Genomic DNA, 14079 nt, shown 5'->3' on the forward strand with positions numbered 1-14079 from the left:
AAAAACAGTACAGTCAAATCAGCAAGATAACATTAATTCCATACCCATGACGACCGAAAAACCCTTTTCCCAGGCCTGCGAAAACAACAAACAAGCGATTTTGGACATCCTCAAACAGGTGTTCGATAAACCCGCCACCGTGTGGGAAATCGGCAGCGGCACCGGTCAGCATGCCTGTCATTTTGCTCAACATTTGCCGCATCTGACTTGGCAGCCGACCGACCGGGCGGGCAATATCGCCGGCATACGCCTGTGGTTGGGGGAGGCAGGATTGTCCAATTTGCAAGCGCCGTTGATGCTGGACGTGGCCGATGCGGATTGGCCGTGCGACAGCGTGGACGCCTTGTTTACCGCCAATACCCTGCACATCATGAGTCTGAGGGAGGTTGAGCTTTTGTTCGAACGCCTGGCGCGGTATTTGGCGCTGGATGCGCGAGTGTGTATCTACGGCCCGTTCAACTACCGGGGCGGCTACACCAGCGACAGTAACGCCCGTTTCGACCAATGGTTGAAACAGCAAAATCCGCACAGCTGCATCAAGCACTTCGAACGGATACGTGGGCTGGCGTCGGCCATCGGCCTGGAGTTGTTGGCCGATCATGCCATGCCCGCCAACAATCGCTTGCTGGTCTTTCAACGCCAAACCCGGCGCCGCAACCATGCGGTCGGGTTCGGTGGCTGAGTTTGAACCGCTGCATATGATGCGCGGGAATTCCGTTTCGACCAAGTAGATTCGGCCATAAAGCGACGATCGCAAGCAGCCGACAGCAGCGCGGCTGTCGCTATTCGCTCAGTGGCAACGACCCTCGAGTTTGCTATAGTGACGCGCCAATTATCACAAACGTGATCCAGCCAGTTTCCCCATTAATGAAAAAAACCATCAGGCAATCCTTGCTCGCTTGGGCACTGCTCGGCTGCGGGCTTATAGCCACCGCTTTTACCGGCATTCAGGTCGCTCGGAGTATTGAGCAGGACGCGGTTAGGCAATTTTCCTTTACCTGCGACCAAGTCGGCTTGAAAATCCAGGAACGTCTGGCGGCCCATGCCTTGGTGCTGCGCGGCGGCGTTGCGCTTTTCGATGCATCATCCGCCGTGACTCGCCATGAGTGGCGCGCCTATGCGGAAACCTTGCGGGCTGGGGATGTGATTCCCGGCGTGCAAGGCATCGGTTTTGCGCAAGTTATCCAGCCGGAGCAACTGGCGGATCACATCGCCCGTATTCGCGGCGAAGGGTTTCCGGAATATAGCGTGCGTCCGCCGGGCGATCGCGCGGTCTACACCTCCATCATTTACCTCGAACCGTTCCGCGAGCGAAATTTGCGTGCGTTCGGATACGACATGTTCTCCGAGCCGGTGCGGCGCGCGGCCATGGAACAGGCGCGGGACTCGGGCGCGGCGGCGCTGTCCGGCAAGGTCGAACTGGTGCAGGAAACCGGTGCCGAAGTGCAAGCCGGCTCCTTGATGTATTTGCCCGTCTATCGACACAACATGGCGCGCGACAGCGTGGAGCAAAAACGGGCAGCCTTGATCGGATGGGTTTACAGTCCCTACCGCATGCACGATTTGATGACCGGAATTCTGGGCGACTGGGAATCGCGTCAAGGCCAGACTGTCCGCCTACAAATCCATGATGGCTTGGAGGAGACGCCCGCCAGCTTGCTGTTCGCCAGCAAGATGGACATGGCGGCGGGCGGGCGCGTACTGCTTAGGCAGCAGCGCACCATCGATTTCAACGGGCATCGGTGGCTGCTGGTATTCGAGCGGCTCGGTACTTCCTACGATATAAGCTATGCCCCGGCATGGGCTACGCTGTTTGGCGGTTTGGTACTCAGCGGCCTGTTGTTCGGCCTTATGCGATCGATCTTCAGCACCCAAGCCAATGCCGCCCGCATAGCCGGCAATTTAACCAGGGAGATCGTAAGTCGCGAGGCCTTGCTGACGGAAAGCGAATTTCGCTGGCGATTCGCGCTGGAAGGTCCCGGCGATGGGGTTTGGGACTGGAATCTGACAAACAACCAAGTCTTTTTTTCCAAACGCTGGAAAGAAATGCTCGGTTATGCCGAGGAGGAAATCGGTGACGGCCTGCATGAATGGCGGAGCCGTCTCCACCCCGATGAGCTCTCTGAAACTTTGAGCGCCCTGCAAGCCTGCCTGGAAGGCAGGGTCGGACTTTTTGCGCGCGAATACCGTTTCAGGCACAAGGACGGCGGTTGGCGCTGGATACTGACTCGCGGCATGGTGGTTAGCCGCGATGACGAAGGCAGGCCTCTGCGGATGATAGGCACGCATGCGGATATCACCGAGCGTAAAGCGCTGGAAGTGACCTTAAGGCAAAGTCAGGCGGAATTGCAAGAAGCCCAGCGCATCGCCCGCATGGGCAGCTGGCAACTGGATCTGACCACAAACCGGGTTTTTTGGTCGGCGGAGCTTTACCGGATATTCGGTTTAAATCCCGATTTGCCCGTGCCCGATTATCCGGATCAAGCCCGTCTGTTTACCCCCGATAGCTGGCTTCGTTTAAGCGCCGCCATATCCGAGACAAAAGAATCGGGTGTTCCCTACGAATTAGAACTTGAGATGATCCGTCCGGATGGTACACAGGGTTGGATACTGGCGCGCGGCGAGGCGTTCCACAATGGGGGTGGGGCCATTAGCAGACTCCACGGCGTGGCGGCCGACATCACCGCGCGCAAGCAGGCCGAGCTGTCTTTGAGAGCGGCGCACACGGAAACCCAACGCTTCCGCAAGGCGCTGGATTACGTGTCTTCCTACATCTACATGAAGGACACTCAATCCCGCTACGTTTATGCCAATCGCTTAACCCTGGAGTTGTTCGGCTGTTCGGCCGAAGAATTGGCCGGTAGCGACGATAGCCGGTTTTTCCCGCCGGAAACGGTCAAGCAACTGCGGGAGATTGATGCTCGTGTTTTCAAGGGCGAAAAAACCACGGAAGAAGTTGCCGTCGTCCATGCCGGAGGCGCGCGCCGCGTCTATTTGGAAATCAAGACGCCAATTTACCAAAACGAAGACAGCAAAACGATTTGCGGTCTCCTGGGTATTTCCACCGACATAAGCGGGCTCAAGGAGCACGAGCAATATCTGGAACGCATCGCGCATTACGATGCGCTCACCGGTCTGCCTAACCGCGTGATGCTGGCCGATCGTCTGTCTCAAGCCATGGCGCAGGCCGAGCGGCGGGGACAGCAATTGGCGGTGGCCTATATCGACCTGGACGGCTTTAAGGCCGTCAACGACACCTATGGTCACGATGCCGGCGACCAATTGCTGATGATCGTCTCCAAGCACATGAAGCAAGCCTTGCGTGAAGGCGATACCCTGGCCCGTCTGGGCGGCGACGAATTCGTTGCCGTTTTGCTCGACCTGTCGGACAGCGGAGCCGGCCTGCCGGTGCTGGCTCGGCTGCTGAGCGCGGCGGCCGAACCCGTGCATTTGGATGGCTTGTCCCTTCAGGTGTCGGCCAGCGTCGGCGTTACCTTTTATCCCCAGGACGAGCTCGTGGACGCCGATCATCTGCTGCGCCAAGCCGATCAAGCCATGTACCGGGCCAAACTGGCCGGCAAAAATAATTACCATCTGTTCGATACCGAGCAAGACAGGCTGGCCCGCGGACATCATGAAAGTCTGGAGCGCATCCGGCGGGCCTTGGCGGAACGCGAGTTTGTGCTGTATTACCAGCCCAAGGTGAATATGCGCGACGGTAGGCTTATCGGGGTCGAGGCCTTGATACGTTGGCTGCACCCCGAGCGAGGGCTTTTGCCGCCGGCGGTGTTTTTGCCGGTAATAGAGGATCATGCGTTGGCCGTCGAACTGGGCGAGTGGGTCATCGATACCGCGCTGACTCAGTTGGAACGCTGGCGCAAGGCCGGGCTGGATGTTTCGGTCAGCGTCAATGTCGGGGCTCGCCAACTGCAGCAAGTCAATTTCGTCGAACGTCTACGCGCGCTACTGGCGGCGCACGCGCCGATTGCTCCCTGGGCACTGGAGTTGGAAGTGCTGGAAACCAGCGCGCTGGCGGATTTGGCTCAGGTTTGCCGGGTAATGGAAGACTGTCGCGACCTGGGCGTAAGCTTCGCGCTGGACGATTTCGGTACCGGCTACTCCTCTCTGACCTATCTGAAGCGCCTGTCGGCCGATACGCTCAAAATTGACCAGAGTTTCGTGCGGGACATGCTGGACGACCCCGAAAATCTGGCTATTTTGGAAGGTGTGCTGGGCTTGGCGACCGCGTTTCGCCGGCATGCCGTCGCCGAGGGGGTGGAAAATCCGGAGCATGGGGAAATGCTGTTGAAACTCGGCTGTGAAGTAGCCCAGGGCTACGGTATTGCCCGTCCCATGCCGGCGGACGAACTGCCCCGCTGGCTAGCCGCCTGGGCGCCCGATACGCGCTGGATAGGCCAAGATCGGCTAAGCCGCGCCGATTTGCCGATACTGTATGCCGGTGCCGAACTTCGCGCATGGGTCATGGCGTTCGAGGCATCGCTTCGGGACGAGAATGTCAGCCCGCCGGACTTGAACCGTCACCAGTGCCGCTTTGGCGTCTGGCTGGATGGCGGCGGCATGGCGGAACGTGGTTCGCCGTCGGTCCGTCGGGCAATCATGGTATTGCATCGACAGTTGCATGAATTGGCGGCGGAACTTGGCAAGCTGAAGATCCAGGGGCGAGACCAAGACGTATTGGCGGGGCTGGATGAGTTTCACGGTCTGCGCGACGCCTTGCTGCTACAGTTGAAGATGCTATTGGATCATGGCGGGAACGGGGGTTCAAACAGCGCGGCGGAATGAATGGCATCCCCGCCCGACAATAGCCGGCCGCTTGTCGGTTTTACGACAAGCGGCATGCGGCCGGATTACCGAATATCAATGACTTAAAAGGCAACTGGTCGGGTTGGCCTTAATATTGAATGCGTATTGGCAGTCCTTGTGAATGAGATAGCGAACATGCCGCCCGAACCCATCAACGATGCCAGCCTGGAGCAATTTCAAGCCTACCTTGATCAATGTAAAAGCCGCATGAAAAGCGACTATCAACGCCGGTTGGCCAACGATTTGTCCAAGCAGCAATGGGACGGCTGTTTTCAGCGCAATGTACTGGCGGTATTGACTGAAACCTATGGCTTGGCCTTGGAGCGATTGAAAGCTTTGCCGTTTCAGACAGCCGATATCCCCCGCGAGCGCGGCATGTCGGCGCTGACCCGGCGGTTACTGCCGCTGTTCGACGGTTTTGTCGACGGGTTTTTGCTGTTCGTGGTGGACAAGCATAGAACTTCCTGCGCCTTGTCCAATTTTCCGGACGAACACAAACCGAGCCGTGATTACGTCAATCAGGTCAAAAGCCAGATTGCCGAGCTGTGGCGGGAGTTTGCCCTAAACGCCAACGGCTATTTTCTGGAATGCGCATGAAACTGTATATGACCCCTGGCTCCTGCTCGACCGGTATTCATATTCTGCTGGAAGAGCTGGATCTGGTTTTCGAGGCGCACTTGGTGAATTTGATGGCCGGTGATCAGCACACGCCGGAATACTTGGCCATCAATCCCAAGGCTACCATTCCCGTCCTGCTGCGAAACGACGGCAGCGCGCTGACCGAATTTGCCGCCATTGCCTATTGGCTGGCCCGAACGTATCCCAAGGCGCAATTGCTGCCCGGCGATGCGGAAGGCGATAGCCGCGCGCTGGAACTGGTCGATTATGTGGTCGGTACTTTGCATGGGCAGGGCTTTGCCAGGATATTCACCAGCGAAAAATTCACCCCCAACCCCGCCGATTATGAGGCAGTCAAGGCCCAGGGCTTAAGTATCGTGCGGGAGGCCTTTAATATTGTAAACTGCCGGCTGTCGGCCGGGGGCTATGCGGTGGGCGGTTTCGGCATCGCCGACGCTGCCCTGTTTTATGTGGAGTTTTGGGCCGACAAATCCAATATTCCCTTGCCGGAGCATTGTTTGGCCCATTACCGCTTGATGTGTTCGCGGCCGGTGGTGAAGCGGGTGTTAATGGAAGAGGGCTATAGACTGACTTAATGCGATTTAACCAAGAGGCAATGCATGACATTAATTGACCCCGGCGCTCTCAAACGGGTGAGCCTGCCGGCCATCGATCAAGATCACCAGACCTTCGTCAGTCTGCTCAATCAACTGGACGCCGCCGGCAACGACGAGTTTCCGGGGCTGTTTCAACATTTGTTCGAACATACAGAACAACATTTTGCCATGGAAAACCAATTGATGCGGGATAGCCGGTTTCCCGCCGAAGCCGAACACGCCGGCGAGCACCAGCGGGTATTGGGCGAGTTCAAGCAATTCAAAAGCCGGGTAGACAAGGGCATGCTGGCCTTCGGGCGTTCTTTTGTCAGGGAGCGGCTGCCGCAATGGTTTTTACTGCATCTGGCCACCATGGACAGCGCCTTGGCGGCGCATATCCAGGCGGGCAATGGCCGCTAAGGTTGCGCGGCATGATGCATTGCCCGGAACTGGAGTTGATCGAAAACTTTTACGATGCCGTTTCCAGTAAAAGCCTGCTTGAGCATTTTCTGCAAGCGCATGACTGGCCGGATAACCGTTATGCCTTTGCCGGGCGTCAGTTCGTCTTGCCCCGGCTGCAAACCTGGCATGCCGATGCCGGTGTTCGCTACAGCTATAGCAATAATCTGCTGCATACCCGGCCCTGGACGGAGCCGCTACTGCAAATCCGCGCCGACGTGGAACAGCGCCTGGATTGCCGGTTTAATTCGGTCTTGGTGAATTATTACCGCAACGGCGACGATTTCGTCGGCTGGCACGCCGACGACGAACCGGAGCTGGCCGATTCGCCGGCCATTGCCTCGCTGAGTTTCGGAGCCGCCCGGCCGCTGCTGTTTCGGCACAAAATCAGTGGGGAAACAGGCGGTTTGGTCCTGCCGCGCGGCAGCCTGCTGTTGATGAAGCCGGCATTTCAAAGCCACTGGCTGCACAGCGTGCCGCGGGATGGCCGGATCACGGGGCAGCGGATTAATTTAACCTTTCGCCGGGTCGGCAGGCCGACAGCCTGATGCCGGTTGCATGAGCGTCAGGTGGGATTGGTTTGTTCCCGTTTGGAGTGTTTAAGCACGAAATACAGATTGCGGGCGTAGATCAACAAGCCGCCGGCCTGGCCGGCGATGAAAACCGGGTCCTGCTTGTGGATGGAGTAAATCAACAGGGTGGAGCCGCCGAGTATGCTGAAATACCAGAACATCACCGGGATTACGCTCTTTTTTTGTCGTTCGCTGGCCAGCCACTGCACCAGAAACCGCCCCGAAAACAGGGCTTGGCCGAAAAAGCCGACAATCAACCAGACGGTATCGGCATCCATTATCTCACCTCGCTGACGATGGGCAGGCTGTGGCGTTTCCTCAGCCAGATCACGCCCAATAAATCCACGACACCCGCCAGCAGCCTGTCCAGGGTGCCATATTTGGACCGGCCGTGGCCGCGCGGGCGGTGATTGACCTTGACCGAAATGACTTCGCCGCCGGCCATGATTATCATGGCCGGCAGGAAGCGGTGAATATGATCGAAATACGGCAGGGCCAAAAACTTGTCGCGGCGGAACAGTTTTAAGCCGCAGCCGGAATCCGGGGTTTGGTCGCGCAAAAAGGCCTGCCGGATAGCATTGGCGAATTTCGAGGAAAACCGCCGCCAGCCGGTGTCGTGGCGTTGGTGTCTATGGCCGGCCAGCATCCAGAGTTTGTCCGAATTCCGTTCGCTCAGGGCCGCAATCAGCTTGGGAATGTCGGCGGGGTCGTTTTGGCCGTCGCCGTCCAATGTGGCAATCCAGTCGTATTGCGCCGCCACGACGCCGCTGTAAATGGCGCGGCTTTGTCCGCAACTGTTCTGATGCCGCAAGACCCGCAGGGCGGGAAAGGTCTGCATGGCTTCCTTTAATTTCAGCAAGGTGTCATCCGTGCTGCCGTCATCGACAAATAGCATTTCATAAGCTTCCCGAGTGCTCAGGGCTTGATGAATTTCCGCAATGAGGGTTCCTACATTATCCGTTTCGTTATGAACCGGAACCACGACCGAAATTTTCATGTATCAAGATGTTAAAAGTGGACAAAATTTAAGGGGCTGAATTTTAAACCAAAACCCAGTCCCATTCTTAGGCTTATGCCGGATCGGCGGACAAGACTTCCGCGGCTGTCTTGAAAAACAGCCAAAATTCCCGATGCGGTTGAAGGTAATCAGCCCGGGCCGGTTTGGTTTTTTCCAGATAGATCAGGTAACCGTTGGGGTGTCGTCCGGCCCAATCGGCGACTTGCCGATGTTCTATGACTTCCAGGGGCTGGGTGATGCGACCCAGAAAATGCAGCTGGCCTTGGTAGTCGCCGACAAAAGCGGTCGGGATTTGTTGTTGATTCAACTGTTTCAGCATGTCGGCGGCGGGCCGGAGATTGTATTGCAGGCCGGTATATCGAAAGAAAAATATGAAGCCGATAAAAATGGCGGTAACCATTCCGGTGGACAGGGCCGCGACCGGAAGTCGCCGGTAGCGGACGGCAACAACGCTCAGCAGCAAGCCGATGGCCATTACGCTCAGACCCCAGCCGGGTTCAACCTGTTGTACCCAATTCAATGCGCTTAAACCGGGTACGCGCGGCAACAGAATCAGAAACAGGCCGGTCAGGCTTATCAGGGCGGCCGGCAGCCAGTCGGCAAACACGCGCCGTTCCGGCTCTTCATGCGGCAGCAAGCGGGCGCAGAACAGGGCAAGGGCGGGCAGCATGGGCATCAGGTAATGCAATTGCTTGCTGGGCAAGAGGGAAAATACTAAAAACGATGCCGCCAGCCAGGTAAGGCTGAATCTTAAGCCAACATCGCCGCCGATGCGGGTTGCGCGGAGGCTTTGCCACAGACGCGGCCAAGCGATCCAGGGAAAGGTTATCAGCGGCAAAAAATATAAATACCAGGGAAACGGGCGGGCATGAATCTTGGTGCCCAGGGTGCGGTCCGCGGTTTGATGCCACAGGATGGCGTCGGCGTATTCCGCGCCGCCGGCCAAGGCGGCGGGCAAGGCCCAAGTCAAGGCGATTGCGCAACCGGCCAACAACGCCAAGGCCAGACAAGCCGGCCAGAGTTTGCTGAATCGATAGTCGGGTTTGGCCCAAACAAACACCAATAGCGCGGTCGGCAATAGATGCAGAAAAATTACCGGCCCCTTGGCCAGCAAGCCCAAGCCGATGGACAGAGCGAAAAAGCTCCAACCCTTGAGCGAATTACCCCGAATCGCGTCGATAAGGCCGAGCATGCCCAACAGCACGCAGCAGGTGAGCAGGGTGTCGAACATGGTGGAACTGGCGAACAGAGTCCATAGCAGGGTGGCCAGCAATATCCAGGGGGCTTTTAGCGCGGCCATGGGTTGATCCGGCCAAATCCTGAAGGCCAGGTGACGGGTCATAAGCAAGTTCAGCAAGGCGCAGATTGGGCCGACCAGGCGCGGCCACCATTCGTTTACACCAAAAATTGCCCAGCCGCTTTCGAACAGCCAAAACAGTAGCGGCGGTTTGTGGCTATAGGTGTGGCCGTTCAAATAGGGCACCAGGAAATCGCCGCGCAACCACATTTCCCAGGCAACGCTGAGGTAGCGCGTTTCGTCGATGGGGACGGGATTGCGAAAAAAGATGGTAGTGGTCAGTAACAGCCAGAGGGGGAAAATCCCCCAGCGGTAAACTAAGTCTTTTTGCATGGTGGTTGGAAGGGGAGCGATACAAGGCCGAGCTTGCTTCAGCCGGGGCGAATTAAAAACGTAATTATTCAGTCAAAACAGCGTAAATCAAACACGGGCCGGATAAGCAAGGCGCATCCGGCAATCATGGTGGATGCGCGGGGCTTTCCGCCCTACACTTCGCAATCGCTGAACAGTTACTAAAAAAACGTGGAATTTATAAGCTAATTTAGTGCCATGTCAGGTATTGTCAGTGGGTGGAGCGCTTTCCGAAGCGCGGGTAGCCGAGGATTGGTTTTTTTCGTTTCGAAATAATGCCCGATATGCGGCGGCTATTGGTTTATATGCACAGCTGTGCGGTTGTAATGAACCGGCCCGGCACAGCTCAGTCCGTCAATTGTTGCCAAGCCAATTGTTCGCCGGCTTTTAACGGGGTGATGCCATGATCTTGCTCGCCGTATTGCTTGGGTACTGTCCAGGCCCGCTTTATCAGGCTGACGGTTTGTTTGTTTCTGGGCAAGCCGTAGAAATCGGCGCCGTGAAAGCTGGCGAAGCCTTCTAGTTTATCCAACGCGCCGGCTTGTTCGAAGGCTTCCGCATATAATTCCAGCGCGGCATGCGCGCTGTAACAGCCGGCGCAGCCGCAAGCGTTTTCTTTTGACGATGTCGTGTGCGGCGCGCTGTCGGTGCCGAGGAAAAACTTGGGGTTGCCACTGGTGGCAGCTTTTAACAGGGCTTGGCGGTGATGTTCCCGCTTCAAAATCGGCAAGCAATAAAAATGCGGCCGAATGCCGCCGGCCAGAATGGCGTTGCGGTTGTAAAGCAAATGTTGCGGCGTAAGGGTGGCACCTATTCGGTGGCCGGCCGATTCGACGAATTGCACGGCCTCCCGGGTGGTCGCGTGTTCCACGACAATGCGTAGGTCGGGGAACTCCCGGACCATACGGTCCAATTGGGTATCGATAAAAATTTTCTCCCGATCGAAAATATCGTATTCCGGGTTGGTGACTTCGCCATGCACCAACAAGGGCAGCGCGAATTTTTCCATGGCGGCGAAGAGCGGGTAGGCGGCTTCGATATCGGCAACCCCCGCGTCGGAGTTGGTGGTGGCGCCGGCCGGATATAGTTTGAAGGCGTGCACATGTTCCGCTTTGGCGGCCTTTTTGACTTCTTCCACCGACGTATTGCCGGTCAAATACAGCGTCATCAGGGGCTGAAATGAAGTGTTTTCCGGTAATGCCGAGAGTATCTCGGCCCTGTAGGCCAAGGCCTGGGTTACTGTGGTGACCGGAGGTTTCAGGTTGGGCATGATAATGGCCCGGCCGAATTGTCTGGCTGTGTGGGCGATCACCGTTTGTAGGATCGACCCGCTGCGCGCGTGCAAATGCCAGTCGTCGGGTTGAGTGATCGTCAATCGGTCTGTCAATTTGTCCATTTTCGCGCTGATTTCGATTAAAATGCACGTAATTTTAACACCAAGGGCCTTGAACAATTCAAGCATCGGCCCAATAACCGACCTGTTTTTGATTTTTTTGGAGTCGCTATGCCCATTTATGAATATCAATGCAATGCCTGCGGCCATGAGCATGAAGCCCTGCAAAAATTGGGCGCCGAGCCGTTGGTGGTTTGTCCGGCCTGTAATGAGGCGGAGTTGAAAAAGAAAATTTCCGCCGCCGGTTTTCGTCTGAAAGGCAGCGGCTGGTACGAAACCGATTTCAAAAGCGGCAACAAGAAAAATGTTGCCGGCGAAAGTTCCGGTTCCACCAGCTCCTCCAGCGCTAGCGGTGGCGGTTGCGGCAACAGCTGCGCCTGTCATTAATTCATATCGATAAGGCCGGATTGCGAGCGGCAATCCGGTGCCCCTTCCTTTTTATTCAGATTAACCCGAGAACAACTATGCGTAGCCACAAGTGTGGAGAATTGAACACCCAACATCTTGGTCAAACCGTCGCCTTGTGCGGCTGGGTACACCGCCGTCGCGATCATGGCGGTGTCATCTTTATCGATCTGCGCGATCGCGCCGGACTGGTGCAGGTGGTGTTCGATCCCGATCTGGCGGAAAGCTTTGCCATAGCCGAAAGCGTGCGTAGCGAATATGTGCTGCGCATTGAAGGGGTGGTAAGGGATCGTCCGGAAGGTACGCATAATGCCAACATGGCAACCGGGGAAATCGAGGTGCTGGGCAAACATATCGAGGTATTGAACGAAGCGGAAACGCCGCCGTTTCCGTTGGAGAGCGAGATCGAAGTCAACGAGGAAACCCGTTTGCGCTTCCGCTATATCGACTTGCGCCGCACCGTCATGCAGCAGCGCATGAAGGTGCGGCGCGACGTAACCCGCCATTTGCGCCAATATCTGGACGACAACGAATTTTTTGAAATTGAAACGCCGTATTTGACCAAGGCCACTCCGGAAGGCGCCCGCGATTACATTGTACCCAGCCGAACCCATCCGAATTCATTCTTCGCCTTGCCGCAATCGCCGCAGCTCTATAAACAGTTGCTGATGGTGGCCGGCATGGAGCGATACTATCAGGTGGTGCGTTGCTTCCGCGATGAAGACTTGCGCGCCGACCGCCAGCCCGAGTTCACGCAGCTGGATATAGAGACCTCGTTCATGAACGAGCGGGAGATTATGGCGGTGATGGAAGAAATGATCCGCCGCCTGTTCAAGGACATCATCGATGTCGATCTGGGCGATAAATTTCCGGTGATGAGTTACGCGGAAGCCATGCGCCGCTATGGTTCCGATCGTCCCGACCTGCGGATTCCGCTGGAATTGGTCGATATCGCCGACGAAATGCGCGAAGTGGATTTCAAGGTTTTTTCCGGTCCCGCCAACGATCCGCACGGCCGTGTTGTGGCGATGCGCGTGCCGGAGGGCGGCGAAATGAGTCGTAGCGTCATCGATGAATTGACCAAGTTCGTCGGCATATACGGAGCCAAGGGCTTGGCTTATATCAAAGTCAACGATCTGGCGGCCGGCGTCGAGGGCCTGCAATCGCCCATCGTCAAATTCGCTCCGGATGAGGTTTGGGCCAAGGTGATGACCAAAGTCGGCGCCCAAAACGGCGATCTGATTTTCTTCGGCGCCGACAAGGCTCATATCGTCAACGAAGCCATGGGCGCCTTGCGGGTCAAACTGGGTCTGGACCGCAATTTGCTGACCGGCGACTGGAAACCGTTGTGGGTGGTGGATTTTCCGATGTTTGCCTGGGACGACAAGGCGCAACGTTTTACCGCCATTCACCATCCGTTTACCGCACCGAGTTGCTCGGTGGAAGAGCTGAAGGCCGATCCGGGTCGTGCCTTGTCGCGCGCCTATGATTTGGTATTGAACGGTACCGAAGTCGGCGGCGGTTCCATCCGGATCAATCGCACCGAGATGCAGCAAATCGTCTTCGCCATTTTGGGTATCGGGCACGAGGAAGCGCGGGAGAAATTCGGCTTCCTGCTGGATGCCTTGAAATACGGTGCGCCACCGCACGGCGGTATCGCTTTCGGACTGGACCGGCTGGTGATGCTGATGACCGGGGCCGGTTCCATTCGCGATGTCATAGCCTTCCCGAAAACCCAGACGGCCGCTTGCCCATTGTTCAACGCGCCGGCATTGGTGAGCGACGAGCAATTGAAAGAGTTGGGTATTCGCTTGCGGAAGCCGGCCGGTAAGGAAGAGAAACAGGATTGATGTCGAAAATGGCGCGGCTTTACCAATAAGGGTTGGCCGCGTATTGTTGTCCACCTTGATCGGGCAGTCCCGCGCGGGTTTTGGTTGGTTTTTTTACAGGTGGCCGCTATGAAATACGCTATGTCTTTTGCCTTGATCGGCGCGATGGTTTTGGCGGTCGGCTGCGCGCCCGCGCGGCAACCAATCAATCAGAATTGGGCCTCTGGCGAGCCCCAGGCGCCGCTTGATAAACAGGCCGAGGACTCGCCGTGGGGCGTAACTGGTCAAGCCGCAGAGGCGGATAATGGTTATATGGCCGATTCGGCTTTGGTGAGTATGCTGGTCGGACGCTTGGGCGTCGATTCGCAACAAGCCATGGGCGGGGCTGGTTCGATTTTCTCGCTGGCGCAACAGCGCATGAACCCCAGCGATTTTATCCAATTGAGCGGCAGTCTGCCGGGCATGGACCGCTATTTGGCGGCGGTGCCTACGCAGTCGTCGTCGCGAGTGATCTGGGGCTCCGCCACGAATATGTCCGATGGACAGGGTGGCGCTCTGGGGAGGCTGGCCGTACTGGCCGCTACGTTTCAGAGTTTGGGCATGAAGGCCGAACTGATCGGTCAATTTGTGCCGCTGGTTTTGCAATATGTACAAGGTCAAAGCGGACCCGCCATGACGAGTTTGTTGCAAAACGCCTTGTATTGAGCGAGTTACAGT

General features: G+C 56.9%; 13 protein-coding genes. 9 read left to right on the forward strand and 4 right to left on the reverse strand.

Going from position 1 to position 14079, the window contains the following annotated elements; translation table 11 throughout:
• Positions 1-46: 46 nt before the first annotated feature.
• The 6 genes from NP590_RS11930 (at position 47) to NP590_RS11955 (ending at position 7045) form a co-directional block, all read left to right on the forward strand.
• Positions 47-682, forward strand: coding sequence for a DUF938 domain-containing protein (locus NP590_RS11930; RefSeq protein WP_256602626.1), 636 nt, complete (start codon positions 47-49; stop codon positions 680-682).
• 185 nt (positions 683-867) lie between these two features.
• Positions 868-4803 (forward strand): EAL domain-containing protein, encoded by a 3936-nt coding sequence (locus tag NP590_RS11935; RefSeq protein ID WP_256602627.1) that lies wholly within the window; start codon positions 868-870, stop codon positions 4801-4803.
• Positions 4804-4959: 156 nt separating this feature from the next.
• Entirely contained in the window at positions 4960-5421 is a 462-nt protein-coding gene (locus NP590_RS11940) for an amine oxidase (protein ID WP_256602631.1), read from the forward strand.
• Positions 5418-6038 (forward strand): glutathione S-transferase family protein, encoded by a 621-nt coding sequence (locus NP590_RS11945; RefSeq protein WP_256602632.1) that lies wholly within the window; start codon positions 5418-5420, stop codon positions 6036-6038. Before NP590_RS11940 ends, NP590_RS11945 begins: the two co-directional genes overlap by 4 nt.
• Positions 6039-6062: 24 nt before the next feature.
• Positions 6063-6458: a bacteriohemerythrin gene (locus tag NP590_RS11950; protein WP_256602633.1), complete on the forward strand. Its 396-nt coding sequence runs from the start codon at positions 6063-6065 to the stop codon at positions 6456-6458.
• Positions 6459-6469: 11 nt separating this feature from the next.
• Positions 6470-7045 carry an alpha-ketoglutarate-dependent dioxygenase AlkB family protein gene (locus NP590_RS11955; RefSeq protein WP_256602634.1) on the forward strand — a complete coding sequence of 192 codons (576 nt, stop codon included), beginning with the start codon at positions 6470-6472 and terminating at the stop codon, positions 7043-7045.
• A 17-nt stretch (positions 7046-7062) separates the two neighbouring features.
• On the opposite strand, the gene NP590_RS11960 is transcribed toward NP590_RS11955, so the two are convergent.
• The 4 genes from NP590_RS11960 to pyrC all read right to left on the reverse strand — a co-directional run bounded on the left by NP590_RS11960 (position 7063) and on the right by pyrC (position 11131).
• Positions 7063-7347 (reverse strand): lipid-A-disaccharide synthase N-terminal domain-containing protein, encoded by a 285-nt coding sequence (locus tag NP590_RS11960; protein WP_256602635.1) that lies wholly within the window; start codon positions 7345-7347, stop codon positions 7063-7065.
• Positions 7347-8066 carry a glycosyltransferase family 2 protein gene (locus tag NP590_RS11965; RefSeq protein WP_256602637.1) on the reverse strand — a complete coding sequence of 240 codons (720 nt, stop codon included), beginning with the start codon at positions 8064-8066 and terminating at the stop codon, positions 7347-7349. Before NP590_RS11965 ends, NP590_RS11960 begins: the two co-directional genes overlap by 1 nt.
• Positions 8067-8139: 73 nt before the next feature.
• Positions 8140-9717, reverse strand: coding sequence for an ArnT family glycosyltransferase (locus tag NP590_RS11970; protein WP_256602640.1), 1578 nt, complete (start codon positions 9715-9717; stop codon positions 8140-8142).
• Between the two features lie 364 nt (positions 9718-10081).
• On the reverse strand, positions 10082-11131 hold the full coding sequence (gene pyrC, locus NP590_RS11975; RefSeq protein WP_256602641.1) for a dihydroorotase: 1050 nt from the start codon (positions 11129-11131) through the stop codon (positions 10082-10084).
• 108 nt (positions 11132-11239) lie between these two features.
• Between pyrC and NP590_RS11980 the strand changes: the two genes are divergently transcribed.
• The 3 genes from NP590_RS11980 to NP590_RS11990 all read left to right on the forward strand — a co-directional run bounded on the left by NP590_RS11980 (position 11240) and on the right by NP590_RS11990 (position 14067).
• Positions 11240-11515: an FmdB family zinc ribbon protein gene (locus tag NP590_RS11980; RefSeq protein ID WP_256602642.1), complete on the forward strand. Its 276-nt coding sequence runs from the start codon at positions 11240-11242 to the stop codon at positions 11513-11515.
• Between the two features lie 77 nt (positions 11516-11592).
• Positions 11593-13383, forward strand: coding sequence for an aspartate--tRNA ligase (gene aspS / locus NP590_RS11985; RefSeq protein WP_256602643.1), 1791 nt, complete (start codon positions 11593-11595; stop codon positions 13381-13383).
• A gap of 108 nt (positions 13384-13491) precedes the next feature.
• Entirely contained in the window at positions 13492-14067 is a 576-nt protein-coding gene (locus tag NP590_RS11990) for a DUF2780 domain-containing protein (protein WP_256602644.1), read from the forward strand.
• The last annotated feature ends 12 nt before the right edge of the window (positions 14068-14079 follow it).

This window comes from Methylomonas subterranea (genome assembly GCF_024505185.1).
Classification (GTDB): Bacteria; Pseudomonadota; Gammaproteobacteria; order Methylococcales; family Methylomonadaceae; genus Methylomonas; species Methylomonas subterranea.